Source organism: Streptomyces sp. rh34, assembly GCF_002551245.1.
Lineage (GTDB): Bacteria > Actinomycetota > Actinomycetes > Streptomycetales > Streptomycetaceae > Streptomyces.
In genome coordinates this window covers 15,954-41,955 of sequence record NZ_NTGZ01000023.1, presented here as the reverse complement: position 1 = coordinate 41,955, position 26,002 = coordinate 15,954, and the positions used below count along the sequence as shown (strand labels likewise).

General features: G+C 70.8%; 22 protein-coding genes. 8 read left to right on the top strand and 14 right to left on the bottom strand.

What is annotated here, in order from left to right:
* Nucleotides 1-14: 14 nt before the first annotated feature.
* From CR470_RS07850 to CR470_RS07840, 3 genes are all read right to left on the bottom strand, one after another.
* Entirely contained in the window at nucleotides 15-2,444 is a 2,430-nt protein-coding gene (locus CR470_RS07850; RefSeq protein ID WP_097866834.1) for a sodium-translocating pyrophosphatase, read from the bottom strand.
* 479 nt (nucleotides 2,445-2,923) lie between these two features.
* Complete coding sequence (locus CR470_RS07845) at nucleotides 2,924-3,397, bottom strand: ATP-binding protein (RefSeq protein ID WP_097866841.1); 474 nt, start codon at nucleotides 3,395-3,397, stop codon at nucleotides 2,924-2,926.
* 199 nt (nucleotides 3,398-3,596) lie between these two features.
* Nucleotides 3,597-3,950 carry an STAS domain-containing protein gene (locus CR470_RS07840; RefSeq protein WP_003967428.1) on the bottom strand — a complete coding sequence of 118 codons (354 nt, stop codon included), beginning with the start codon at nucleotides 3,948-3,950 and terminating at the stop codon, nucleotides 3,597-3,599.
* Between the two features lie 79 nt (nucleotides 3,951-4,029).
* Between CR470_RS07840 and CR470_RS07835 the strand changes: the two genes are divergently transcribed.
* Nucleotides 4,030-6,528: a DEAD/DEAH box helicase gene (locus CR470_RS07835; protein ID WP_097866833.1), complete on the top strand. Its 2,499-nt coding sequence runs from the start codon at nucleotides 4,030-4,032 to the stop codon at nucleotides 6,526-6,528.
* Nucleotides 6,529-6,738: 210 nt separating this feature from the next.
* On the opposite strand, the gene CR470_RS07830 is transcribed toward CR470_RS07835, so the two are convergent.
* The 7 genes from CR470_RS07830 to ssd all read right to left on the bottom strand — a co-directional run bounded on the left by CR470_RS07830 (nucleotide 6,739) and on the right by ssd (nucleotide 12,236).
* Nucleotides 6,739-7,128, bottom strand: coding sequence for an Rv3654c family TadE-like protein (locus CR470_RS07830; RefSeq protein ID WP_097866832.1), 390 nt, complete (start codon nucleotides 7,126-7,128; stop codon nucleotides 6,739-6,741).
* Nucleotides 7,129-7,370: 242 nt separating this feature from the next.
* Nucleotides 7,371-7,832 carry a TadE family type IV pilus minor pilin gene (locus tag CR470_RS07825; protein ID WP_097866831.1) on the bottom strand — a complete coding sequence of 154 codons (462 nt, stop codon included), beginning with the start codon at nucleotides 7,830-7,832 and terminating at the stop codon, nucleotides 7,371-7,373.
* On the bottom strand, nucleotides 7,819-8,085 hold the full coding sequence (locus CR470_RS07820) for a DUF4244 domain-containing protein (RefSeq protein WP_097866830.1): 267 nt from the start codon (nucleotides 8,083-8,085) through the stop codon (nucleotides 7,819-7,821). The genes CR470_RS07825 and CR470_RS07820 overlap by 14 nt, the downstream gene beginning before the upstream one ends.
* A gap of 113 nt (nucleotides 8,086-8,198) precedes the next feature.
* Nucleotides 8,199-9,041 carry a type II secretion system F family protein gene (locus CR470_RS07815; protein WP_097866829.1) on the bottom strand — a complete coding sequence of 281 codons (843 nt, stop codon included), beginning with the start codon at nucleotides 9,039-9,041 and terminating at the stop codon, nucleotides 8,199-8,201.
* Entirely contained in the window at nucleotides 9,038-9,958 is a 921-nt protein-coding gene (locus CR470_RS07810; protein ID WP_097866840.1) for a type II secretion system F family protein, read from the bottom strand. Before CR470_RS07810 ends, CR470_RS07815 begins: the two co-directional genes overlap by 4 nt.
* Entirely contained in the window at nucleotides 9,955-11,103 is a 1,149-nt protein-coding gene (locus tag CR470_RS07805) for a TadA family conjugal transfer-associated ATPase (RefSeq protein WP_097866828.1), read from the bottom strand. Before CR470_RS07805 ends, CR470_RS07810 begins: the two co-directional genes overlap by 4 nt.
* On the bottom strand, nucleotides 11,100-12,236 hold the full coding sequence (gene ssd, locus CR470_RS07800) for a septum site-determining protein Ssd (protein WP_179892178.1): 1,137 nt from the start codon (nucleotides 12,234-12,236) through the stop codon (nucleotides 11,100-11,102). The genes CR470_RS07805 and ssd overlap by 4 nt, the downstream gene beginning before the upstream one ends.
* Nucleotides 12,237-12,737: 501 nt before the next feature.
* On the opposite strand from ssd, the gene CR470_RS07795 reads away from it, so the two are divergent.
* Entirely contained in the window at nucleotides 12,738-13,583 is an 846-nt protein-coding gene (locus tag CR470_RS07795; RefSeq protein ID WP_097866827.1) for an HAD family hydrolase, read from the top strand.
* A gap of 678 nt (nucleotides 13,584-14,261) precedes the next feature.
* On the opposite strand, the gene CR470_RS07790 is transcribed toward CR470_RS07795, so the two are convergent.
* Nucleotides 14,262-15,086, bottom strand: a complete 825-nt coding sequence (locus CR470_RS07790) for an oxidoreductase (RefSeq protein WP_097866826.1) — start codon at nucleotides 15,084-15,086, stop codon at nucleotides 14,262-14,264.
* Between the two features lie 102 nt (nucleotides 15,087-15,188).
* On the opposite strand from CR470_RS07790, the gene CR470_RS07785 reads away from it, so the two are divergent.
* Nucleotides 15,189-16,184, top strand: coding sequence for a nucleotide-binding protein (locus CR470_RS07785; RefSeq protein WP_097866838.1), 996 nt, complete (start codon nucleotides 15,189-15,191; stop codon nucleotides 16,182-16,184).
* 231 nt (nucleotides 16,185-16,415) lie between these two features.
* On the opposite strand, the gene CR470_RS07780 is transcribed toward CR470_RS07785, so the two are convergent.
* Nucleotides 16,416-17,822, bottom strand: a complete 1,407-nt coding sequence (locus tag CR470_RS07780; RefSeq protein ID WP_097866825.1) for a hypothetical protein — start codon at nucleotides 17,820-17,822, stop codon at nucleotides 16,416-16,418.
* A gap of 390 nt (nucleotides 17,823-18,212) precedes the next feature.
* Here CR470_RS07780 and acs point away from each other — a divergent pair, with 390 nt between their 5' ends.
* The 5 genes from acs (at nucleotide 18,213) to CR470_RS40395 (ending at nucleotide 23,797) form a co-directional block, all read left to right on the top strand.
* The gene (acs, locus tag CR470_RS07775; protein ID WP_097866824.1) at nucleotides 18,213-20,210 is read left to right on the top strand and encodes an acetate--CoA ligase; all 1,998 of its coding nucleotides are present in this window, start codon (nucleotides 18,213-18,215) and stop codon (nucleotides 20,208-20,210) included.
* 253 nt (nucleotides 20,211-20,463) lie between these two features.
* Nucleotides 20,464-21,885 (top strand): Na+/H+ antiporter NhaA, encoded by a 1,422-nt coding sequence (nhaA, locus tag CR470_RS07770; protein WP_097866823.1) that lies wholly within the window; start codon nucleotides 20,464-20,466, stop codon nucleotides 21,883-21,885.
* Between the two features lie 40 nt (nucleotides 21,886-21,925).
* Nucleotides 21,926-22,468 carry a phage holin family protein gene (locus tag CR470_RS07765; RefSeq protein WP_097866822.1) on the top strand — a complete coding sequence of 181 codons (543 nt, stop codon included), beginning with the start codon at nucleotides 21,926-21,928 and terminating at the stop codon, nucleotides 22,466-22,468.
* On the top strand, nucleotides 22,465-23,478 hold the full coding sequence (locus CR470_RS07760) for an alpha/beta fold hydrolase (protein WP_097866821.1): 1,014 nt from the start codon (nucleotides 22,465-22,467) through the stop codon (nucleotides 23,476-23,478). Before CR470_RS07765 ends, CR470_RS07760 begins: the two co-directional genes overlap by 4 nt.
* 115 nt (nucleotides 23,479-23,593) lie before the next feature.
* Entirely contained in the window at nucleotides 23,594-23,797 is a 204-nt protein-coding gene (locus tag CR470_RS40395; RefSeq protein ID WP_073740733.1) for a hypothetical protein, read from the top strand.
* A 41-nt stretch (nucleotides 23,798-23,838) separates the two neighbouring features.
* Here CR470_RS40395 and CR470_RS07750 read toward each other — a convergent pair whose 3' ends face one another.
* A complete protein-coding gene (locus tag CR470_RS07750) occupies nucleotides 23,839-25,044 on the bottom strand; it encodes a MarP family serine protease (RefSeq protein ID WP_097866820.1) in 1,206 nt (401 codons plus the stop codon).
* 91 nt (nucleotides 25,045-25,135) lie between these two features.
* Nucleotides 25,136-25,912, bottom strand: a complete 777-nt coding sequence (locus CR470_RS07745) for an NUDIX hydrolase (RefSeq protein ID WP_179892177.1) — start codon at nucleotides 25,910-25,912, stop codon at nucleotides 25,136-25,138.
* Between the last annotated feature and the right edge of the window lie 90 nt (nucleotides 25,913-26,002).

The window sequence follows — 26,002 nt, the reverse complement described above, 5'->3', positions numbered from 1 at the left end:
GGTACGGACCCGGATCACGGGGCCACCGCGGGATCCGGCGCGGGGACCGAGGGACCGCCGTCCCCCGGGGTGTCGTCGTCGCCCACGGCGATGCCGCGCCGCTTGGAGACGTAGACCGCGGCGACGATGACGCCGATGGCGATGACGGCCACCAGCGCCCGCACCCAGGGATTCGCGTCCGCTCCGTAGCTGAACTGCACGATCGCCGGGGCGATGAGCAGGGCGACCAGGTTCATCACCTTGAGCAGCGGGTTGATCGCCGGGCCCGCCGTGTCCTTGAACGGGTCGCCGACCGTGTCCCCGATGACAGTCGCGGCATGGGCCTCGCTGCCCTTGCCGCCGTGGTGGCCGTCCTCGACGAGTTTCTTGGCGTTGTCCCAGGCGCCGCCGGAGTTGGCGAGGAACACGGCCATCAGTGTGCCCGTGGCGATCGCGCCGGCGAGGTACGAGCCGAGGGCGCCGACGCCGAGGGTGAAGCCGACCGCGATCGGCGCCAGCACCGCCAGCAGTCCCGGCGTGGCCAGTTCGCGCAGGGCGTCCCGGGTGCAGATGTCGACGACGCGCCCGTACTCGGGCTTCTCCGAGTAGTCCATGATCCCGGGATGCTCGCGGAACTGCCGCCTGACCTCGTAGACCACCGCTCCGGCCGACCGGGACACGGCGTTGATGGCCAGCCCGGAGAACAGGAACACGACCGCGGCGCCCAGGATCAGGCCGACGAGGTTGTTGGGCTGCGAGATGTCCAGGCTCAGCCCCAGCTCGCCCGCCCCGGCCCCGACCTCGTCGACCGCCGTGGCGATGGCGTCGCGGTAGGACCCGAAGAGGGCCGCCGCCGCCAGGACGGCGGTGGCGATGGCGATGCCCTTGGTGATGGCCTTGGTCGTGTTGCCGACCGCGTCCAGGTCGGTGAGCACCTGGGCGCCGGCCCCCGTGACGTCCCCGGACATCTCGGCGATGCCCTGGGCGTTGTCCGAGACCGGCCCGAAGGTGTCCATGGCCACGATGACGCCCACCGTGGTGAGGAGCCCCGTCCCGGCGAGCGCGACCGCGAAGAGCGCCAGCATGATCGACGTACCGCCCAGCAGGAACGCCCCGTAGACGCCGAGGCTGATCAGCAGCGCGGTGTACACGGCCGATTCCAGGCCGATGGAGATGCCCGCCAGCACCACGGTGGCCGGGCCGGTGAGCGCGGACTTCCCGATGTCCCTGACCGGGCGGCGGTTGGTCTCGGTGAAGTAGCCGGTGAGCTGCTGGATGAGCGCGGCCAGGGCGATACCGATGGCCACCGCGACCAGGGCGAAGATGCGCGGATCGCCGCCGTGTCCGGCGATCGCCTCGTCGGTGACCCCGTCCAGCTCCGCGTACGAGGAGGGCAGATAGGCGAAGGCGGCGACGGCCACCAGGGCGAGCGAGATCACCGCGGAGATGAAGAAGCCGCGGTTGATCGCGGTCATCCCGCTGCGGTCGGCGCGGCGCGGGGCCACCGCGAAGATCCCGATCATCGCGGTGACGACGCCGATCGCCGGGACCATCAAGGGGAAGGCGAGACCGGAGTCGCCGAACGCGGCCGTACCGAGGATGAGCGCCGCGACGAGCGTCACGGCGTACGACTCGAAGAGATCGGCCGCCATGCCCGCGCAGTCACCGACGTTGTCGCCCACGTTGTCGGCGATGGTGGCGGCGTTGCGCGGATCGTCCTCCGGAATGCCCTGCTCCACCTTGCCCACCAGGTCGGCGCCCACGTCCGCCGCCTTGGTGAAGATCCCGCCGCCGACCCTCATGAACATGGCGATCAGCGCCGCGCCGAGACCGAACCCCTCCAGTACCTTGGGCGCGTCGGCGGCATAGACGAGCACCACGCAGGAGGCCCCGAGCAGACCGAGCCCCACCGTGATCATTCCGACCACACCACCGGTACGGAAAGCGATCTTCATCGCTTTGTGCGAGACAGCGGTGAGATCCTTTTCCGGTTCTCCTTCCGCTGGAGTCGCCTCACGCGCGGCCGCGGCCACCCGCACATTGCTCCGCACGGCGAGCCGCATACCGATGTATCCGGTCGCCGCCGAGAAAAGCGCACCCACCAGGAAGAAGAGGGAACGCCCCGCGCGTTGCGACCAGTTGTCGGCCGGCAGCAGGAACAACAGGAAGAACACGACGACGGAGAAGACACCGACCGTGCGCAGTTGTCGGGCCAGATAGGCGTTCGCGCCTTCCTGCACCGCCGCGGCGATCTCCTTCATGCGCTCGGTGCCCTCGCCGGCCGCCAGGACCTGGCGTACGAGCAGCTGGGCGACGATCAGCGCGGCGACGGCGACGACCGCCACCACGATGACGATCAGCCGGTTGCCGTCGGTGAGTACCGCCGCCGCGAGGGAGACGGGTCGGTCGGAAAGTGCGGATTCTTGCGTCAGTACTGCCATGGGGGTGGTGAAGAACTCCGCCATACGTCCTCCTTGACGCTCAGCGCTCAAGTCGTGGACGGATTGTAGGGAGCGGAACCTGATCAGAACAGTGGATGGGAAGAGAATTGATCGCTCTCCCCCCAACGCCGAGAGATCAGCGGAGAGATTCTGCTCGAATGCAGTAATGAGGCAGGCGGATTACACGAAGAGAATCAAGAAAAAAGGCCCTGCTCAGCAGGGCCCGGGGAAACCAAACATCGCTCGTGCGCCTCATAACCCACGGTTCTCAACGCCTCGGGACCGCAGGAAGGTCCCCAGCGCCTCAGACGCAGTCCTCAGCACCTGGAATCACGGACAGAGGCACCGGGGGCCCGGGCACACTCCGCGAACACGCACAGAGGCGCGGAGTACGGGCTCAGGCGCGGAAGCAGCAGATGCAGCACGGGTGCGGGGAGCAGCAGATGCAGGCACAGGCGCAGCTGCCGGGAGCAGCAGGCGCAGGAAGCAGCAGGTCCAGGCCCTCAGGGGCGTACCGCGGCGTCCGCCGTCGGCCAGCTCATGCGGATCACTCCGCCGCCCGCACCGGAGCGGACCTCCACGTCGTCGACGAGACCGCTGATGACCGCGAGGCCCATCTCGTCCTCGCCCTCAGCACCGTCCATCTCGGAGTCGGGGCGGTCCGGCCCCGCTCCGGAAGCGTGGGAGCCGTCACGCGCCCCGGACGCGGCGGAATCCCCGCCGGGGCCGGGAACGCTGTCCCCGACCTCGATGGAGAACGCCTTCTCCTCCTCGGTCAACGCGACGCTGACCGGCTCGGTGATGCCGTGGCTGCGGTGCAGCCCGACCGCGCGGCTGCACGCCTCTCCGACGGCGAGCCTGACCTCGTCGAGCACCGCCTCGTCGACGCCGGCCCTGCGCGCCACGGCGGCCGCCACCAGGCGGGCCGTCCTGACATGTTCAGGCTGAGCGCTGAAGCGGAGTTCAACGGTGGCCATGCCATCCCCCTCGAACGTTCGGGCGTACGCCTCAGAGGCCCCGGGCGTGTCGCCCGGCACCCCTGCTCTCCTTCTCCGGAAGCCGACAAAGCCGACAGCCGACCCTAGGGTCGACCGCCTGCCCGTCGCGGCCCACGCGCTGCCGCTGTCGGCCTGTTCACTGCCTGCCGACCGGCCCGGGGGCCGGTCCGCTCCGACCTCAGTCGGTGGCGGCGACAGCCTCGTCGACCGTGGTGTGAATCGGGAACACCTTGGTCAGACCTGTGATCCGGAAGATCTTGAGAATGCGCTCCTGGTTGCAGACCAGGCGCAACGAGCCCTCATGGGCCCGCACACGCTTCAAGCCGCCCACGAGCACGCCGAGGCCGGTGGAGTCGAGAAAGTCGACGCCTTCCATGTCGACAACCAAGTGATAGCTGCCGTCATTCACCAACTCGACCAACTGCTCGCGCAGCTTGGGCGCGGTATACACATCAATCTCGCCACCGACCTCGACGACCGTACGGTCGCCACCAGGGCCGGACACATTGCGAGTCGACAGGGACAGGTCCACGGATCCTCCAGCACCTTGCTATCGAGCGGTCGCCCCTCGCTCTCCCCGACGGAGGCCAGGGGACGGATCGCCAGCCGCGATGGCATTCAATCACTTACCAGCAGCCATGCACGACGCCTTGGGACCATTGTCCGTCACGCCAGTGACACACTCGGTGCCGATGGCCAAGAATCACCGTCCCGGACGACCACCCGAGAGTGGGGACATGCGCCCCTCTCCCGCCATGATCCTCGACCGGCTCGCCGCAGGGGCGGGCCGGGCCGCGCGCATCACTCATACGGAGCACCTGCCCCCGCGATCGGGAACCCATGCCATCTGGCCGGATCGCATCCGGCCAGAAGTGATCTCGGCGATCGAGAAGGCCGGGATCGCCCATCCGTGGGCGCACCAGGCGGCCGCGGCCGAGCACGCGCTGGACGGCGAATCGGTCGTGATCGCCACCGGTACGGCCTCCGGGAAGTCCCTCGCGTACCTCGCGCCGGTCCTGAGCACCCTCCTGGACGGCTCCGAGGCCCCCAACGGCCGCGGGGCCACCGCCCTGTACCTCGCCCCCACCAAGGCCCTGGCGGCCGACCAGCGGCGCTCGGTGAAGGCGCTCGCGGCACCGCTCGGCAACGCCATCAGGCCGGCGGTCTACGACGGCGACACCCCGGTCGAGGAACGCGAATGGGTGCGGCAGTACGCCAACTACGTCCTGACCAACCCCGACATGCTGCACCGCGGGATCCTGCCGTCCCACCCCCGCTGGGCGTCCTTCCTGCGTGCCCTGCGGTTCGTCGTGATCGACGAGTGCCACACCTACCGGGGTGTCTTTGGCTCCCACGTCGCCCAGGTCCTGCGCCGCCTACGCCGCCTGTGCGCCCGCTACGGGGCCGATCCGGTCTTCCTGCTGGCGTCGGCCACGGCGGCGGATCCCGCGGTCGCAGCCGGGCGTCTGACGGGCCTGCCGGTCCGGGAGGTGTCGGACGACGCCTCCCCGCGCGGCGAGCTGGTCTTCGCCCTGTGGGAGCCCCCGCTGACCGACCTGCACGGCGAGAAGGGCGCACCCGTTCGCCGGACCGCGACGGCCGAGACCGCCGACCTGCTCACCGACCTGACCCTCCAGGGCGTCCGCTCGGTCGCCTTCGTACGCTCCCGGCGCGGCGCGGAACTGATCTCGGTGATCGCCAAGGAACGCCTCGCGGAGGTCGACCCCTCGCTGCCGAAGCGGGTCGCCGCCTATCGAGGGGGTTACCTCCCCGAGGAGCGCCGGGCCCTGGAGCGAGCGCTGCACTCCGGGGAACTGCTCGGCCTCGCGGCCACCACCGCCCTGGAGCTGGGCATCGACGTCTCCGGCCTCGGCGCGGTCGTCATCTCCGGCTACCCGGGCACACGGGCGTCCCTCTGGCAACAGGCGGGCCGCGCCGGCCGCTCGGGCCAGGGCGCCCTGGCCGTTCTCGTGGCCCGGGACGACCCGCTGGACACGTATCTGGTCCACCACCCCGAGGCGCTCTTCCAGCAGCCCGTCGAGTCGACGGTGCTGGACCCGGACAACCCCTACGTCCTCGCCCCCCACCTCTGCGCCGCGGCCGCCGAGCTGCCCCTCACCGAGCCCGACATCGCCCTCTTCGGCCCGGCCGTGCCCGAGCTGCTGCCCCAACTGGAGGCGGCGAAGCTGCTGCGCAGACGGGCGTCGGGCTGGCACTGGACCCGGCGCGAACGGGCCGCCGACCTGGCCGACATCCGGGGCGGGGGCGGCCGTCCCGTCCAGATCGTCGAGGAGGGCACCGGCCGGCTGCTGGGCACCGTCGACGCGGCCGCCGCCCACACGGCCGTCCACGAGGGGGCCGTCCATCTGCACCAGGGCCGCACCCACCTGGTCCGAAAGCTGGACCTGGAGGACTCCGTGGCCCTGGTCGAGCAGGCCGAACCGCCGTACTCGACGGTCGCCCGCGACACCACGGCCATCACCGTCCTGGAGACCGACACCGAGATTCCCTGGGGCCAGGGCCGGCTCTGCTACGGCTCCGTCGAGGTCACCAACCAGGTCGTCTCCTTCCTCCGCCGCAAACTGATCACCGGCGAGGTCCTGGGCGAGACCAAGCTCGACCTGCCGCCCCGCACGCTGCGCACCCGCGCCGTCTGGTGGACGGTCACCGAGGACCAGCTCGACGCGGCCCGCGTCAATCCGGAGATCCTCGGCGGCGCGCTCCATGCCGCCGAACACGCGTCGATCGGGCTCCTCCCCCTCTTCGCCACGTGCGACCGCTGGGACATCGGCGGCGTGTCCGTACCGCTGCACCCGGACACCCTGCTGCCGACGGTCTTCGTGTACGACGGCCACCCGGGAGGAGCCGGATTCGCCGAGCGGGCCTTCCACACCGCCCGTACGTGGCTGACGGCGACCCGGGAGGCCATCGCGTCCTGCGAGTGCGAGGCGGGCTGCCCCTCCTGCATCCAGTCCCCCAAGTGCGGCAACGGCAACGAGCCCCTGCACAAACGCGGAGCCGTACGCCTGCTCACCGAACTCCTCAGGACCGCACCCCCGGAGCCGGACGGACCGACCACGCCGGACGCACCGACCACGCCGAAGGGATGAGCCGTCAGAACAGCACCGCCGGACAGCCGGCCGACGACGACGCTTCCACGAGTCCCTGACAGAACGCCCTGTCGGGAGGCTCTGCCCGGACGCACGGTCCCTGGAGGCGCGCTGTCAGGAGGTCACGTCCGTCGATGATGCCACCGGGCCCACGGGCGCCCGCACGGGCCGGGTGCGGAACACGCGGTCCGGGCGAGCCCGGCCGGGACATCAGCCGGTGGTCCGTGGTCCGGTTCGGGGATTGCCCGACGGGCCCGCCCCGGGATCGGCCGGAGATCCGGCGCCAGGGTCGGCGGGAGGCCCGGCCCGGGCCCTGACGGCAGGTAGGTAGGGCCCGAATCCCGAGCGGGCGGTCACATCGGCGATCTCCCCCTGCACCACGCAGCGAACGAGCACGGCACCCTGTGCCAGGGCTACCCGCCGGGCCGTCTCACACGCGACCACCACCCCTTCCAACGCCCGGCCCGCAGCCGCGAGGGCCGCCAGATCCGCGGCCCCGCCCGCCCGGTGACGGGCAGCCACAACCTGTCCCAGCGCGAGCACCACGGCGAACACGGTGCAAAGACCGGTCGCGGTGACAGCCACCCACACCGTCGCCATACCTCGGTCCGCGCCACGCCCCGCACGCTGGATCGCGATCCGGCGTGCGACCCGGGCTGCGATCCGAACCACTCGCCGGCCCACACCCCGGTCCGTACCCCTGCCCGCGCCACGCCCCATGCCCCGCCCCCTACCCCTCTCCTCGCCCTTGCCCTCGTCCTCCCCTCCGTCCCAACCCCACAGCCGAAACCGGCCCCGGCACCGACACCCGTTCAGCCCCTGGCCCCCTGACTCCCTCGCCCTCATGGCGCGGCGCCCCCGACCGTGTCCTCCGCCAGGGCGGCCGCCTCGGCGCTCAACGTCAGGGCCAGCACGCCCGGCCCCGGGGTCGGGGACTCCACCCGGACGTGCCACAGGTCTCCCGCCCTCCCCACCTCGACCCGGGCACCGTGGGGCGCCGCGTCACGCGCGGTTTCCAGAACCGCCGCCTCCGGCTCCGAACGGGCGGCCGCCCGTGCCCCCGCCCGCGCCGCGTCCACGCACCGGATCTGGTCCGATGCCGCCATCAACGCCCACAGCAGCGCCATGGCGAAGGCGACCAGCACCGGAATGACCACGGCCGCCTCCGCGGTCACCGCGCCCCTGTCGCCACCCCCGTAGCCGCTCGTGGTCGGGCGCCGCGGCAGCCCCCGGGGAAGGCCGCGGTCCGACGCCACGGTCCCCTCCCCCGGCCAGGGCCCCGACAGGACCTCAGAACTTCGCATCGAGCGCGTCCTCGACCAGCGACTGCAGCGCCGACAGCACCGGCCCGCTGTTCACCACCTTGTAGAGCACCGCGGCGAAGGCGCACGCGGCGATGGTTCCCACCGCGTACTCGGACGTGGTCATCCCTCGGTCGGACCGACCGAGCCGCCCCGCCCACCGTGCGGCCCACTTCGCCGTCCGGTCCGGCACACCTGTGGACAGCCGGCCTCCGAGCAGAACGTCAACGGCCCGGTCCCAGAACTTCGTTTCCATTTCATCCCCCGATGAGCATCGATAACGAGCGGGCGCCCGAACGGAACACCCGTGAATGACAGCGAAATGAATGACAGCGACCAGTCATCGCCGGCCGCGAGCCGCGCACAGGCTCACCAGCCCGGGCGGCCGGTCGCGAGCAGATCGCCGGCCAGGCCGATGATCACCGGCGCCACCCCGACCGCCAGGAAGGCGGGGAGGAAGCAGAGGCCGACCGGCGCGGTGATCAGCACTCCGGCCCGTTGCACGCGCGCCACCGCCGCAGCGCCTCGTTCGGCGCGCATCGACTCGGCCAGTCTGGCAACCGGCTCTGCGGCCGGGGCTCCCGTCGAACCTGCCCGGTGCAGACAGCGGGCCAGCGGGCCTGCGCCCGGTATCTCCCCGAACCGGCCCCACGCCTCGGCCGGTTCGCCGCCGAGGCGGATCTCTGCGGCGGTCCGGGCGAGCCGATCGCCGACCGGGCCGCCGAGGGACTCGCCCACCTCCTCGGCCGCCTCCCGGGGGCCTGCCCCGACCGCGATACAGGCCGCCAGCAGATCCGCGGCCAGCGGAAGCTGCCCGGCGATCACGGCCCGCTCCCGAGGGGTACCGCCGGGACGAGTGGGGGTCCGGGTTCGCTGCCACCGCCACGTCACGTACGCCGCGGCCGAACCGACCGCGCAGCCCAAAACACCACTGACCAGAATCCATCCGGCCAACCAGGCCCCGGCCGGAGCAGCCCACCGCCGAGCGGCCTCGGAGAGACCCGATCCACTGCTCGCCCGTAACGGTGCGCCCAGCAGGCTCCACCTGCCGGGCCGTGCCACGATGGCCGTCCCCAGCAACAGTGCGCCCCGCCCGCGAACCGCCCGTCTCCGCAATCTGGCGGCGGTCACGGCGGCCAGCTGCGCCGCCGCGCCCAGCGCCGCCGCCGACATCCCCAGGCTGTGGAGAACTTCTCCGCCCGCCGCGTTCACACCGTCTCCCCTCCGCGCACGATCCGGCAGGCCCAGTACAGCCCGGCCGCCTCCAGGAACGCCCCCACCGCCAGGCAGGCCAGACCGCCCGGGGTATGCAGCAGTACCCGCAAGGGTTCGGCTCCGAGCGCCGCTCCCAGCCCCAGGCCCGCGATCGGGAGCAGCGCCAGGACCACGACCGTCGACCAGGCTCCCGCCAGTTGGGCGCGTAGCTCCTCCCGTCTGCGCCGGTCCTCCCGCAGCGCGGCCTCCAGGCGCTCCAGACCGGCCGCCAACCCGGCCCCGCCGTCCGCGGCCACTCGCCAGCACGCGGCCATCCCGGACAGGCCCTCCAGCCCCGGGCCCGCCGCCGCCTGCCGCAGCGCCGCCGGCACATCGCCACCGAACCGCGCCGCCGCCAACACCGCGGCCTCCGCCTCCCCCAGTCGGCCGCCCGAAGCGGGTCTCGCCAGGAAGCCGTCCTCCGCCAGGCCTTCGCGCAGCGCGACCAGCAACGCCTGTCCCGGCTCGCGGCCGGCTCTCAGCTCCCCGACCACGGCTCCGCACAACGCCGCCACCGCGGTCGCGGCCCGCTCCGCCTCCCGCGCTCCCGCCCGCCTCCGCAGCCACCGGCGCACCAACGGAACCGCCACGGCCCCCGCGATCAGCGGCAGCACCGAACCGCCCACCACCGCAAGCAGCACCGCGACCGGAACGCACCACCACTCCCGACGCCCCCGGGCCGCCTCCGTCACACGCCTCAGAGCCTTGAGCAGGCATGGCCACCGGCTCCATGTCGGACGTGACTCGGTGGGAGCGTCCACGAACAGCACGCGCGCCCGCCGAACATTCGTGTCCCGCACCATCGCGAGCCACACCGCTGAGCCCGCGCAGAGAGCCACCGCATGGGCCGCGTACGCGGATGTCGCCCCCGTCACAGCGCGCCCCCGATCAGCGACCGCAGCCGTTCCCATCCCCGCTCCGGAACAAATCCGCCGATGCCCCAGCTCAGGGCCGGAACCGTGAGGACCAGACCCGCCGCGTCCCGCTCCAGGACGTGCACCTCGGCAACCCGCCGTTGCCCCGCGCGGTCCCGCACGAGATGCACGACCACCGAGAGCGCTGCCGCCAACTGGCTGTGCAGGGCCACCCGGTCGAGACCGGCCGCGGTGCCCAGAGCCTCCAGCCGGGCCGGTACATGCTCGGCGGCATTGGCGTGGACGGTGCCGCACCCGCCTTCGTGTCCGGTGTTCAGGGCGGCCAACAACTGGGTGACTTCAGCGCCCCGCACCTCTCCGACCACCAACCGGTCGGGCCGCATGCGCAGTGCCTGCCGCACCAGATCCCGCAACGTCACCCGGCCCGCACCCTCCTGATTGGCCGGACGGGACTCCAGGCGGACCACATGCGGGTGGTCCGGCCGCAGCTCGGCGGAGTCCTCGGCGAGCACGATCCTCTCGTTCGCGCCGACCGCGCCCAGCAGACTGGCGAGGAGCGTCGTCTTGCCCGCCCCGGTGCCGCCGCTGATCACATAGGAGATCCGCGCTTCGACGAGGGCCCGCAGGATCCGGTCTCCGCCCGGCGGCACCGTGCCCGCGTCCACCAACTCCGCCAGCGAGAAGGCCCGTGGCCGCACCACCCGCAGGGAGAGGCAGGTCGAGCCGACGGACACCGGGGGCAGCACGGCGTGCATCCGTGTGCCGTCAGGCAGCCGTGCGTCCACCCATGGCCGTGCGTCGTCCAACCTCCTGCCGGCCACCGCGGCGAGACGCTGGGCCAGCCTCCGCACCGCCGCCGCGTCCGGGAAGGTGACGCCCGTCAACTGGAGCCCACCGCCCCGGTCCACCCACACCCTGTCCGGCGCGGAGACCAGCACATCGGTCACCTCCGGATCCGCGAGCAACGGCTCCAGCACTCCCGTGCCGACGAGCTCGCCGCGCAGCTCTGCCGCGGCCCCGAGCACCTCGGCATCCCCCAGCAACCGCCCCTGCGCCCGTAGTGCGGCGGCCACCCCGGCCGGGGTGGGAGCGGCACCGCTGCGTGCCAGCCGCTGGCGTACGGCGTCGAGCAGTTCGTCCGTCATGCCGTCCCTCCCCCGGGCGGGCCGGTCACGGGGCTTGTGTCACCGGCCGCCGCAACCTGTTCCCAGAAGGCCGAACAGAACCGGGCCAGCGGGCCCCGGGCACTGCCGCCGGGCGGAGTCCCATCGTCCTGGGAGACCAGAAGGCCCGGTTCCGGCGGAAGTTCACCGACGAGCGGGAGGCCGATGGCCCGGGCGACCCATCGCCCGTCCAGACCTGACGCATACGGCCCCCTGGGCACCACCCGCAGGTCGTCCAACACCATTCGGGCCGTCGCCGCGACGCGCCTGGCCGCTGCTACCGCGCGCAGTTCGCCCGGCACCACGAGCAGGCCGAGATCGAGTTGGGCCAACGCTTCGGCGACGCCCTCGTCGACCCGGCGCGGGAGGTCCACGACCACCACACCGCCGAGCCTCCGAGCGGCGGCCAGCACCGCACGCATCGCCTGCGGCGGGATCACCACCTCGTCGTCCCGGCCCCAACTCAGCACCCGCAGCCCGTGGAGCGCGGGCAGCGAGTCCTCAAGGGCTCCGCCTCCGAGACGGCCCTTCGATTGCGCGAAATCCGGCCACCGCAGGCCTTCGGCACGTTCGCCGCCGAGCAGGACGTCGATCCCGCCTCCCAGCGGGTCGGCGTCGATCAGCATCGTCCGCCCACCGGACCTCGCCGCACTCACGGCGAGGGCGCAGGCCAGCGTTGACGCGCCGGAGCCGCCCCTGCCGCCCATCACACCGACGGTGAACGCGGGGCGTCCCACGCCTTCGGCGGCGTTGGCGATCTGATCGACGAGCCAGCCCTCGGAATCGGGCAGTCGCAGCACATACTCGGCCCCGATCTCCACCGCGCGCCGCCACACGTCCGGGTCGTCCTGGTCCCGGCCCACCAGCATCACCCCCTTCCGCCGGCCGGCGCCCCGACAACGCGCGGCGGCGTCATCTCCCACCAGCACCATCGGAGCCCGCTCCCAGCCGCCACGACGCCCGGGTGGCCCGTGATGAACTTCCGGCTCGGCTCCGGCCGCCGCGCACAGCCGCAGCAGGTCGTCGAGCAGTTCCACGTCCTCCGTCACGATCAGCGGGCCTCCGCGCCGCCCCTCGGCGCCCGCCGCTCCTTCTCCTGCGATGGATCCAGCCACGATCTCCGCCCCCTTCTCGCTGCCCCTTCAGTGCGGTTCGCGGTGTTCTCGGAGCGTTTCCGAGATGCGCGATTCCGGCACCCGCGGACTTCGCGGGTGGAATCAACGTGCAGCACCGCGGAAAACCATGTGGATCTTGATGAAAAACTGTGGACAACTTCGGGCCTGTGAATAACTTCGTAACCCGAACCAGCGACTTCCGCAGCGCAGCCCTCTGGCTACACACTGTGACGAGGCGAGACGCACGGCACCAGCTCGCACGATCAGGCCGATGGCGGCCGGAAGGGAGGCTCAGGTGGCTTCCACCCCCTGAAACGCGTCCGGACATGCGACGACCCCCGCCGGGGGGGAGAGCGGGGGTCGTCCCCACGGCCGACTCGGGGGGGGGAGGAGTCGGACCGGGTTAGCACGGTCGCGAACGATCCGTGACTTCCATGGTGTACCCGAGGGCCTTCTCAGGCAAACCCACACGCCGGATTTTACGCCGAATGGTGGGCCCCTATGCTCAGCGTTGTGGAAAACTGCTTCTCGCCGCGCACAGCAGCCTTCTTTGACCTGGACAAGACGGTCATTGCGAAGTCTTCGACGCTGACCTTCAGCAAGTCCTTCTACCAAGGCGGACTGATCAACCGCCGCGCTGTACTGCGCACCGCGTACGCACAGTTTGTGTTCCTCGCCGGGGGCGCCGATCACGACCAGATGGAGCGGATGCGTGAATATCTCTCCGCCCTCTGCAAGGGGTGGAACGTCCAGCAGGTCAAGGAGATCGTCGCCGAGACCCTGCACGACCTGATCGACCCGATCATCTACGACGAGGCCGCCACCCTCATCGAAGAACACCACACAGCGGGGCGCGATGTGGTCATCGTTTCGACCTCGGGCGCCGAAGTCGTCGAGCCCATCGGCGAATTGCTCGGCGCGGACCGCGTCGTCGCCACGCGCATGGTCGTCGGCGACGACGGCTGCTTCACGGGCGAGGTCGAGTACTACGCCTACGGGCCGACCAAGGCCGAGGCCGTGAAGGCGCTCGCGATCTCGGAGGGGTACGACCTTTCGCGCTGCTACGCCTACAGCGACTCCGCGACCGATGTACCGATGCTGGAGTCGGTCGGCCACCCACACGCGGTCAACCCCGACCGCGCGCTGCGCCGCGAAGCGACCCTTCGCGAGTGGCCGATTCTCGTCTTCAATCGCCCGGTCCGACTCAAGCAGCGGCTGCCCGCCTTCTCGATGCCGCCCCGTCCCGCCCTCGTGGCGGCGGCCGCGGTCGGCGCGGCGGCGGTCACCGCCGGGCTGGTCTGGTACGCCAGCCGTCGGCGCATCGTCGGCGCTACCCCGCCCGGGTGAATCGAGGCAAGGCGCGACAGAGGGGAAGGCGGGGGGCGCCACCGGAGTTGCGCACTGCCTGATTCGCCCTTGATTGAACCTAAAAGTAAAGAAGCGGGACCAGGGCTTTCCCTTCCCCTGGTCCTGGAGTACAAAGGATTTAACGGCCCGCGAGACCAAGGACATCCGCGAGGATGACCTGTAACGCAGAACGGCCCCACGGACCGAGCACGAAAGCCGAGTACCCACGCGACGTCGACCCGTCGATTACGGGCCAGCCGCACCAGGTGACGGGCAAAGCACCCGACCTGATGGGCAAACTACGAGGACGCTTGGTAACTGGGCGGACGTGCCAGCGGCGGCACCGCACATCGGTGCCGCCGCAACCCTTGCCCCCTGCTCCCCCTGCCCCCCTGGCCATCGCCCTTCGGTCGCCCGGGAGGCGACCTCCTCCGCGCCGTCCGATGCCCGCCGCATCGGGCCTGAGGCCGTATCAGCCGAGGCAGATCACGCCTTGATGCGGCCTGCGTCTCTGAGGCCACGTCGACCTCTGGGCCGCGCCCCACTCCTGAGGCCACCCCTGAGGTCCGATCGGCCACCTGAGGCCCCGGCGACCCCTGGACCACGTCACCGCCGAGGCGCGGCACCAGCGCACCAGCACCCGACCGAGGCGGCACCGGCCAGGCCGCGACGGGGCCCTCAGGCGGCGCCGCGCTGAAGCGCCTCGCACACCGCCGTCGACTCGCGCACACCCAGCTCGACGGAGCGCCCGCAGTGGGCCATCCAGGCGGCCATGCCCTCCGGGGTTCCGGCCGTGTAGCCCTCGAACGCCGCGACATAGGCCGCCCGCCCCTGCTCCGCGTGCCCCACCTCGGCCGGGCAGATCGACTTCGGATCCAGCCCACTGCCGATCAGCACGATGCGCTCAGCCGTCCGGGCCACCAGGCCGTTGTGCGAGCCGAACGGGCGCAACGCCAGCAGCTCGCCGTGCACCACGGCGGCCGTGACCAGCGCAGGGGCGCTGCCGCCCGCGATGATCAGTTGCGAGAGCCCTTCGAGTCGTCCGGCGACCTCCTCGGCCCCTGGGAGCGGTGCCTCGATCAGCGGCTCGTCGACGGGCTCACCCGTCAGCCGAGGACGCCCCACCGCGTCGTCGGGAGTCGCCCCACCGGCTGCCACCAGATGCAACCGGGCCAGCACCCGCAGCGGCGACTGCCGCCAGATGGAGAGGAGTTGCCCAGCTTCCGCGGTGAGCCTCAGCGCGGCGCCGATCACGCGCGCCTCGTCCTCACCGCTGAAGTCGGTTCGCCGACGCACCTCCTCGAGGTTCCAGTCGGCACCGGCCAGCGCGGCCGAACCGCGAGAACCCCGCAGCGCGGCTTCGGCCGTGACCTCGTTGCTGCGGCGCCGCATGACGCGATGACCGTAGACCCGGTCGACGGCCTTGCGCACGGAGTCCACGGCATCGGGAACGCCGGGCAGGGAACCGAGCGCGGCAAGCGGGTCTGAGGCAGTCGTACTCATAAGTAGCGAGGCTACGCGCCCACCGCACTCGCACCACCCTCAAGTGGCCTTCTTCACGAACAGAGACAGCGCACCGCAATGGAGCCGCTACCCTAGGTGAACATGAAGATCGCTTTCGTCGGGAAGGGCGGCAGCGGAAAGACCACGCTGTCCTCGCTCTTCATCCGCCACCTCGCCGCCAACGAAGCCCACGTCATCGCCGTGGACGCCGACATCAACCAGCATCTGGGGGCCGCTCTCGGCCTGGACGAGGCGGAGGCCGCCGCGCTGCCCGCCATGGGTGCGCACCTCCCCCTCATCAAGGACTACCTACGGGGCGCCAACCCCCGTATCGCTTCCGCCGAGACGATGATCAAGACGACTCCGCCCGGCGAGGGTTCCCGACTGCTGCGGGTCCGTGAGGACAACCCGATCTTCGCGGCCTGCGCGCGCACGGTGCGGCTCGACGACGGGGACATCCGGCTGATGGCGACGGGGCCCTTCACGGAGTCCGACCTCGGAGTGGCCTGCTACCACTCCAAGGTCGGGGCCGTGGAACTCTGCCTCAACCACCTGGTCGACGGTCCCGACGAGTACGTCGTGGTCGACATGACGGCGGGCTCGGACTCGTTCGCCTCGGGCATGTTCACGCGCTTCGACATGACCTTCCTGGTTGCGGAGCCGACCCGCAAGGGGGTGTCGGTGTACCGCCAGTACAAGGAGTACGCACGCGACTTCGGCGTCGCCCTGAAGGTCGTCGGGAACAAGGTGCAGGGCCCGGACGATCTGGAGTTCCTGCGTGCGGAGGTCGGCGACGACCTGCTGATCGGGATCGGCCACTCCGACTGGGTGCGGTCGATGGAGAAGGGACGGCCGTCCCGGTTCGAGTTGCTGGAGGCCGACAACCGGATGGCCCTGCAGACGCTGCAGGACACCGCCGAGGACTCGTACGGGCTGCGCGACTGGGAGCGCTACACACGCCAGATGGTGCACTTCCACCTGAAGAACGCCGAGAGCTGGGGCAACGAGAAGACCGGCGCCGACCTGGCCGCCCAGGTCGACCCCGCCTTCGTGCTCGACGAACGGCACGCAGGAGCGGGCGCGACCGCACCCGTCTGACGCGTCGCGTGTGCACGTGGGGCCACCGCGTTCGCCGGCTCCACCATTTTCGCCAACTGGGGCCGCCACCCCCCTCGTCACCCCCACGCCCCGCTTCCCGCGCTCGCCGTCCCACTCCGTCCGCCCCTCCACACACATGCGCCGGCCACCGGAAGGTGGCCGGCGCATGGTCGGCGAAAGAGGTCGTGCCCCGCGGTCGGCCGACGCTCCGGCCGATTGTTCCTTCGGTGTTCAGCCAGTCGCACCCGCAGGAGCCGAACCTGTGTCACCCTGGCCCGCCGCCTCGTCCGGAGCCTGGCCCAGCGCCTTCCCGGCATCCCCGCCCGGGACCTTTTCCGTGCCCTTCTCCGCGCCCTTTTCCGCGGGCCGCGCGGCCGCCGGCTGGGTGCCGAGGTAGGACGACCAGCCCGTCTTCGGCGCCTCGCCGACGCCGAGCGTGGTGAGCTTGGCCAGCGTCTTCGGGTCCTGCGCGTCCAGCCAGTCGGCGAGCTGCCGGAAGGAGACGCAGCGCACGCCCTCCTTGGTACACACCTGCGCGATGGTCTCCTCGATGGCGCGCATGTAGGTGCCGCCGTTCCAGGACTCGAAGTGGTTGCCGATGATCAGGGGCGCCCGGTTGCCGGTGTACGAGCGGTCAAAGGCCTGAAGCAGCCCGTCCCGCATCTGGTCGCCCCAGTACTCGTGCTGGGAGGGGTCCCCCTGGGTGGCCGTGCCGGACTGGTTGACCATGAAGTTGTAGTCCATCGAGAGCGTCTCGAAGGCACGGCCCGGCATCGGAACGAGCTGGAGCGGAATGTCCCAGACCCCGTCCTTCTTCTTGGGCCAGACCTGATTGCCGACGCCGCTGGAGTCGTAGCGGAAGCCCATGGTGCGGGCGGCGGCGACCATGTTCTTCTGGCCTTCGAGGCAGGGGGTGCGGGCGCCGACCAGTTCCTTGTCGTAGTCGAAGGGGAGCGGGGCCTCGTCCTTCAGCTCCGGCGTGTTGGTCTTCCAGCTCTTGACGAAAGCTTTCGCCTGGCTGATCTCGCTCTTCCACTCATCGACGGACCAGGTCCCGACGCCACCGTCCTTGCCGCAGAAGTGGCCGTTGAAGTGGGTGCCGATCTCGTTGCCTTCCAGCCAGGCGGCACGCACCTCGGCGAGGGTGTCGCGGATGCCCTCGGTGTCGTTGAAGCCGATGTCGGAACGGCCCGGCGCGTGCTGGGGCGGGTGGTAGAGGTCCTTCTTGTCCTCCGGCAGCAGGTACACGCCACTGAGGAAGTACGTCATCTTGGCGTTGTACTTTTTGGCCACGCCGCGGAAGTGCGAGAAGAGCTTCTGGCTGTCCTCTCCGGCACCGTCCCACGAGAACACCACGAACTGGGGAGGCTTCTCGCCGGGCGCCAGGCGTTCGACGGCCGGCATCTTCGGCTGGTTCCCGGTGAAAGCGGTGGACCCGTCCCCGATGAGCTTGACCGCGTTCTTCGGGGCGGCGGCGGCCGGGGGATTCTCCTTGGCGCCATGGGAGCCCTTCTCCACGTCGGCTCCGGCGCCCCCGGACGCGGACCCTCCGGACCCGGCTCCGGAACAGCCCGCGAGAACGGCGACCAAGGCCGTGGACATGGCGCCCAAGGCGATCCTCTTCGTGGCGGCCATCATCCGCCCACCCTCTTCCTTGCAGGTAATTTGCGTCGAAGTGCCGACACGGCGCGGCCAAATTCGCACGCTGTTCCACACAGCAAGGGCGACATACCGAATGAAAAGCTGCCTATTCACTGATAAGAGTTATCGACTAGCCCGAACGCCTCCGGTCTGAACCGGACGAGCCCCGGGCCCGTGCATCCAGGCGACCCCGTTCCGCCTCGCACCCCGACCACCCGACCCACTCGACACGCCTCGACGCACCTCGACGGGGACGTAACCGCCGTGCACCACGCGTCGTTCGGCGACCCTCGGCCGCGGAACGGGATCATGGCTCCATACACGAAGACACAGGTCTAAACCAATTCCCGGCAGGCCCTTGTCACCTGGCCCCGCGCCTGATGAGCTATGCCCCGGGACACAACGGACACCCTGGGACTGGGAGAAGTCGTGAGCAACGAGAGCCTGGCCAACCTGCTTCGGGAAGAGCGGAAATTCGCTCCGCCTGCTGAGCTGGCCGCCAACGCCAACGTCACCGCAGAGGCGTACGAGCAGGCCGAGGCGGACCGGCTGGGCTTCTGGGCCGAGCAGGCCCGCCGCCTGACGTGGGACACCGAACCGACCGAGACCCTCGACTGGAGCAACCCGCCCTTCGCGAAATGGTTCGCGGACGGCAAGCTGAACGTCGCGTACAACTGCGTGGACCGTCACGTCGAGGCGGGCAACGGCGACCGGGTCGCCATTCACTTCGAGGGCGAGCCGGGCGACAGCCGGGCCATCACCTACGCGGAGCTGAAGGACGAGGTCTCCCGGGCCGCCAACGCGCTGACCGAGCTGGGCGTCGGCAAGGGCGACCGGGTCGCCGTCTACCTGCCGATGATCCCCGAGGCCGCGATCGCGATGCTGGCGTGTGCCCGTATCGGCGCCGCGCACTCCGTGGTCTTCGGCGGCTTCTCGGCCGACGCCATCGCCGCCCGCATCAAGGACGCGGACGCCAAGGTCGTCATCACGGCCGACGGCGGCTACCGCCGCGGCAAGCCGTCCGCGCTCAAGCCCGCCGTCGACGACGCCGTCTCCCGGTTCGAGAACGTCGAGCACGTCCTCGTCGTCCGCCGCACCGGCCAGGACACCGCGTGGACCGAGGGCCGCGACGTCTGGTGGCACGAGATCACCGCCCGGCAGTCCGCCGAGCACACCCCCGAGGCCTTCGAGGCCGAGCAGCCGCTCTTCATCCTCTACACCTCGGGCACCACGGGTAAGCCGAAGGGCATCCTGCACACCTCCGGCGGCTACCTCACCCAGGCGTCGTACACGCACCACGCGGTCTTCGACCTCAAGCCGGAGTCCGACGTCTACTGGTGCACCGCCGACATCGGCTGGGTGACCGGGCACTCCTACATCGTCTACGGGCCGCTGGCCAACGGTGCGACGCAGGTCATGTACGAGGGCACCCCGGACACCCCGCACCAGGGCCGCTTCTGGGAGATCGTGCAGAAGTACGGCGTCACGATCCTCTACACCGCCCCGACGGCGATCCGTACGTTCATGAAGTGGGGCGACGACATCCCCGCCAAGTTCGACCTGAGCAGCCTCCGCGTCCTCGGTTCGGTCGGTGAGCCGATCAACCCCGAGGCGTGGATGTGGTACCGGAAGAACATCGGCGCCGACGCGTGCCCCATCGTGGACACCTGGTGGCAGACCGAGACCGGCGCGATGATGATCTCGCCGCTGCCCGGTGTGACGGAGACGAAGCCGGGAAGCGCCCAGCGCGCGCTGCCGGGCATCGCCGCCACCGTCGTCGACGACGACGCCAACGAGGTGCCGGACGGCGGGGGCGGCTACCTCGTCCTCACCGAGCCGTGGCCCTCGATGCTGCGCACCATCTGGGGCGACGACCAGCGGTTCATCGACACCTACTGGTCGCGTTTCGAGGGCAAGTACTTCGCGGGCGACGGTGCGAAGAAGGACGAGGACGGCGATATCTGGCTGCTCGGCCGGGTCGACGACGTCATGCTCGTCTCGGGGCACAACATCTCCACCACCGAGGTCGAGTCCGCCCTCGTCTCCCACCCGTCGGTCGCCGAGGCCGCCGTGGTCGGCGCCGCCGACGAGACGACCGGCCAGGCCATCGTGGCGTTCGTGATCCTGCGCGGCACCGCCAGCGCCTCCGACGAACTGGTCGCCGACCTGCGCAACCACGTCGGCACGACGCTCGGCCCGATCGCCAAGCCCAAGAGGGTGCTGCCGGTCGCCGAGCTGCCGAAGACCCGCTCCGGCAAGATCATGCGCCGGCTGCTCCGCGACGTCGCCGAGAACCGCGAGCTGGGCGACGTCACCACGCTGACCGACTCCTCGGTGATGGACCTGATCACCACCCAGCTGCCGTCCTCCTCGTCCGAGGACTGACCGGACTGACAGCACAGGACAGGACAGAACAGAGTTGTGATGAGTACGGCTCCGATGGGCATCCGGCAACGCGCCGGGTGCCCATCGGGCATTTAGTCTGAAGATCACCTAATACGGCCCCACTCTTTACGCCCCCGGTAGAGTGGGCGCTTCACCACAACTGCAGAGAACATCTCCACAGGGGCGCCGGGAAGTCTGGTCGGCATGTCCATCAGTCATGCCCTCATGCCGCCCCTGACCTGGAGGTCCTCTCGTGGCACCGCCCAACCCGCCCACGCCCGCGCCGCCCGCACCGCCCCGGCGCCCGCTGCTCGGCCGGCTCTCCCTCACCGAGCGGAACTACGTGGCGGAAGCACTCCGCACCGAGACGGTCGGCGGGGTGCTCCTGCTGGCTGCGGCGGTCGCCGCGCTCGTCTGGGCCAACGCCTTCGGCGGCTCCTACGAAACGGTCAGCAAGTTCCACTTCGGCATCGAGGCCATCGGCCTGGACCTCTCCGTCGCGCACTGGGCGGCGGACGGGCTGCTCGCGGTCTTCTTCTTCGTCGCCGGCGTCGAGCTCAAGCGCGAACTGGTGGCGGGCGAACTCCGCGATCCGAAGGCCGCGGCCCTCCCGGTGGTGGCGGCCCTGTGCGGCATGGCGGTGCCCGCCCTCGTCTACTTCCTCACCGTGGTCGTCGGCGGCGGCTCGACGAACGGCTGGGCGGTCCCGACAGCCACCGACATCGCCTTCGCGCTCGCCGTCCTCGCGGTGATCGGCACCTCGCTGCCGTCCGCGCTGCGGGCCTTCCTGCTGACCCTGGCCGTCGTCGACGACCTCTTCGCGATCCTGATCATCGCGGTGTTCTTCACCTCGGACCTGAACTTCCTGGCGCTCGGCGGGGCCGTCCTCGGCCTGGCCGCCTTCTACCTGCTCCTGCGCTTCGACGTCCGGGGCTGGTACGTCTACGTGCCGCTCGCCCTGGTCATCTGGGGCCTGATGTACAACAGCGGCATCCACGCCACCATCGCCGGTGTGGCGATGGGCCTGATGCTGCGCTGCAGCCGTCGCGAGGGCGAGAAGCACTCCCCCGGCGAGCACATCGAACACCTGGTCCGCCCGCTGTCGGCCGGGATCGCCGTCCCGCTGTTCGCCCTGTTCTCGGCCGGGGTCGCGCTGAACGGCGAAGCGCTGGCCGGCGTCTTCACCCGGCCCGAAACGCTCGGCGTCGTCCTCGGTCTCGTCGTCGGCAAGACCGTCGGCATCTTCGGCGGCACCTACCTCGCCGCCCGCTTCACCAAGGCGGAGCTCAACAAGGATCTGGCCTGGGCAGACGTCCTGGCACTCGCCGCACTCGCCGGGATCGGGTTCACCGTCTCGCTGCTCATCGGCGAGCTCGCCTTCGAGGGCGACCCCGAGATGATCAACGAGATCAAGGCCGCCGTACTCCTCGGTTCGCTGATGGCGGCCCTGCTCGCCTGCGTACTGCTCAAGCTTCGGGTACGCAGGTACAAGGAGCTGTACGAGGCCGAGGAGCTGGACGAGGACGAATCCGGGGTACCCGACATCTACGAGCAGGATGATCCGGAATACCACCTGCGGATGGCCGCCATCCTGGAGCGAAAGGCGACAGAACACCGCCGTCTCGCCGAAGAGCGGGCGGGGGCAGCGCGCAACGAGCCGAACAGTCCGGCATGATCTGACATCGGATGTGTCGAAGACGGAGAGGGAGTCAAGGATGAGCGACCCCGGCAACTACGCGGGCAGTGCGGACCGCAGCATCGGGCAGCTGGTCGCCTCGGCGACGGCCGAGATGTCCGCACTGGTGCACGACGAGATCGCCCTCGCCAAGGCGGAGGTGCGGCAGGACGTCAAGCGCGGGGCGATCGGCAGCGCGGCGTTCATCGCCGCGGGCGTGCTGCTGCTGTTCACGATGCCGATGCTGAGCTTCGCGGCCGCGTACGGGATCCACAACCTGGGCCTGGGCCTGGCGTGGTCCTTCCTGATCGTGGCCGGTGCCTTCATCCTCCTGGCCGTCCTGATCGGATTCATCGGCCTGCGGAAGTTCAAGAAGATCAAGCCGCCGGAGAAGTCCATCGCCTCCGCCAAGCAGACGGCCGCCGTCCTGCAGAAGGCCAAGCCGCACCCGCGCCCGTCGATCACGGCCGACGCGATCATCGAGCGCTCCGGCAGCAGCCTGGCGAAGAAGGGCATCGAGGGCGGCTCCGGTAAGGACTCCGGTAAGGACAGGGCCGGCGCTGTGGCACGCTCGTCCACATGACGGTTCCCGATTCCAGCGCATTCGGCCCGACGGGTCCGGTGGCCCCGGAGGGTTCGGCCGCCCCGGCCACGAGCCCGGCGGGCCGGGCCGCCACCGGGGGCCCGGTGCGTATCGACGGCCCCTGGACCCACCGCGACGTGGCGGCCAACGGTGCACGGTTCCACATCGCGGAGATGGGCGAGGGGCCGCTGGTGCTCCTGCTGCACGGCTTCCCGCAGTTCTGGTGGACCTGGCGCCACCAGCTGACCGCGCTCGCCGACGCGGGCTTCCGGGCGGTCGCGATGGACCTGCGCGGGGTGGGCGGCAGCGACCGCACCCCGCGCGGTTACGACCCCGCCAACCTGGCCCTCGACGTCACCGGGGTGATCCGCTCCCTCGGCGAGCCCGACGCGGCCCTGGTCGGCCACGACCTCGGCGGCTACCTCGCCTGGACCGCCGCCGTGATGCGACCCAAGCTGGTCCGCCGGCTCGCCGTCTCCTCCATGCCGCACCCGCGTCGCTGGCGCTCGTCGATGCTGTCCGACTTCGCGCAGTCGCGGGCCGGTTCGTACGTCTGGGGTTTCCAGCGCCCATGGCTGCCGGAACGTCAGCTCCTCGCGGACGACGCCGCCCTGGTCGGGAGCCTCATCCAGGACTGGGCGGGCCCCCACACCCCGGAGTTCCCCGACGAGGAGGCCCTGGACGTCTACCGGCGGGCGATGAGCATCCCCTCCACCGCCCATTGCTCGATCGAGCCGTACCGCTGGATGGTGCGGTCGATGGCGCGTCCGGACGGTATCCAGTTCAACCGGCGGATGAAGCGCCCGGTCCGGGTGCCCACGCTGCACCTGCACGGGTCGCTCGATCCGGCGGTCCGCACCCGTAGTTCGGCCGGGTCCGGCCAGTACGTCGAGGCGCCCTACCGGTGGCGACTTTTCGACGGTGTCGGGCACTTCCCCCACGAGGAGGATCCGATCGGCTTCTCCACCGAACTCATCAACTGGCTCAAGGACCCCGAGCCCGATCGGTAGCCACCCGCCCGGCGTGGGCACGCGTGTCCGACGAACAGCCAATTGCCTGCCGCATAGGCCAATTGGCTGACTCGCACACGATTACCGACCTTGGGTCACGGGCACACGTCGGGGTATGGGCTGGACGCACGACTTCACTGACGAAGCACGCAACCGCCGCTCCACCGCGTCAGCCGGTGTGAGCACTCATGAGGGGGGCGGCCCCCGCGGCCGGGTGCACGATGTGCATGACCTTCACCGTTCCCGTCTCGGGATTCCGCGCATCCTCCGCCGTCGGGCCCGCTGGGTCTCGGCACGGCTCCGCCACCCTCGTAACTGACTTTTTCCGGCGCTGACCCACCAGGTACTGCGGGACAGCCCTCAGAGGGCGCAGCCCTGGCTGTCGACCTGCTGGTTGGCCTCGCGGCCGATCTCGATGTCCTCGCGGATCTCGTCGGCCGTCAGCGCGTAGCCGGTCTCCGGGTCGTCGAGCGACTTGGCGAACACCACTCCGTACACCTTTCCGTCCGGAGTGAGCAGCGGGCCGCCCGAGTTGCCCTGGCGCACCGTCGCGTAGAGCGAGTACACATCACGGCGCACCGTGCCCCGGTGGTAGATGTCCGGGCCGTCGGCGTCGATGCGGGCGCGGACGCGGGCCGAACGCACGTCGTACGCGCCGTTCTCGGGGAAGCCCGCGACGATCGCGCTGTCGCCGGTCTCCGCGTCGTCGTCCCGGCCGGTGAACTGCAGCGGCCTGGCCCGGAGATCGGGGACGTCCAGGACCGCGATGTCGCGCTGCCAGTCGTAGAGGACGACCTTCGCGTCGTACAGCCGGCCTTCGCCGCCGATCTGCACGGTGGGCTCCTCCACGCCGCCGACCACATGGGCGTTGGTCATCACCCGGCGCTCGGAGAAGACGAAGCCGGTGCCTTCGAGGACCTTGCCGCAGCTCGGGGCCGTGCCCACGACCTTGACGATCGACTTCTTGGCGCGGGCGGCGACCGGGCTGCCCACGAGGGCCGGGTCCGGGGCCTTGACCTCGGTGATCGGTTCGTTGGCGAACGGGCTGAAGACCTGCGGGAAGCCGTTCTGCGCGAGGACGGAGGAGAAGTCCTGGAACCAGCTGGGCGCCTGCTCCGGCATCACCCGGTCGACCCCGAGCAGGACCGAGGAGCTGCGGACCTCTTTGCCGAGGGTCGGCAGCGAGGTGCCCGCCAGCAGCAGGCCGATCATCCAGGCCACCAGCAGCATGGCCACCACATTGACCAGGGCGCCGCCGGTGGCGTCCAGGGCGCGCGCGGGCGACCACGTGATGTACCGGCGGAGCTTGTTGCCCAGGTGGGTGGTGAAGGCCTGGCCGATCGAGGCGCAGACGATCACGATGACGACCGCGCCGATGGCGACGGCGGTGGAGACCTCGGCGTCCTCGGTCAACCGGTCCCAGATGACCGGCAGCAGGTAGACGGCGACGAGGCCGCCCCCGAGGAAGCCGATCACCGACAGGATGCCGACGACGAAACCCTGGCGATAGCCGATGACCGCGAACCACACGGCAGCCAGCAGCAGCAGGATGTCCAGCACGTTCACCGTCTGTACCCTCGCAGTTTCGTCACCTGGCCCGTCGGTGGTGACGGGGTCCGGGCCGGACCCGGAACAGCGCAGCAGGACAGCCAGCGTGTCATGCGCGCCAGTCGAGCGGCACCTGCCTGTCCCTGTCCCAGGGCCGTTCCCATCCCGCGTAGTGCACAATCCGGTCGATCACTCCGGCCGTGAACCCCCAGACCAGGGCCGATTCGACCAGGAATGCCGGGCCGCTGTGCCCGCTCGGGTGGACGGCCGTGGCCCGGTTCGCGGGATCCGTGAGATCCGCCACGGGGACCGTGAAGACCCGGGCCGTCTCGGCCGGATCGACCACCCCGACCGGGCTGGGCGCGCGCCACCAGCCGAGCACGGGCGTCACGACGAAGCTGCTGACCGGGATGTAGAGCCGGGGCAGCACGCCGAAGATCTGTACGCCCCGGGGGTCGAGCCCGGTCTCCTCCTCGGCCTCGCGCAGCGCCGCTCGCAGGGGCCCGGTGGTGGCCTGGTCGCCGTCCTCGGGGTCCAGGGCGCCGCCGGGGAACGACGGCTGCCCGGCGTGGGAGCGCAGGGTCCCGGAGCGCTCCATCAGCAGCAGCTCCGGCCCGCGCTCCCCCTCGCCGAACAGGACCAGGACGGCGGACTGCCGGCCCGCCCCGCTCTCGGGCGGCAGGAAGCGGCTGAGCTGCTGCGGCCGGACGCTGCGCGCGGCGCGGGCGACGGGGTCGAGCCATGCGGGGATGCCGTCGGTGGTCACGGCGACCCCGGCGTCGGCCACCCCGCCCATCGGTCCCGGCGCTCCCGGGCTTCCGTTCCTCAGCGCCTCGGCGGAGCCGTTCCCGGCTCGTGCCATGCCGTGTGTGTACGCGTGCGTCATGGGCACCCCCGTTGAGTCACAACGCCTGTCGTCGGCCATTTCGTTCCGAGCCGTTCCGTCCTGAGGAGTGAAGGCGAGGGCGAGGGGGTG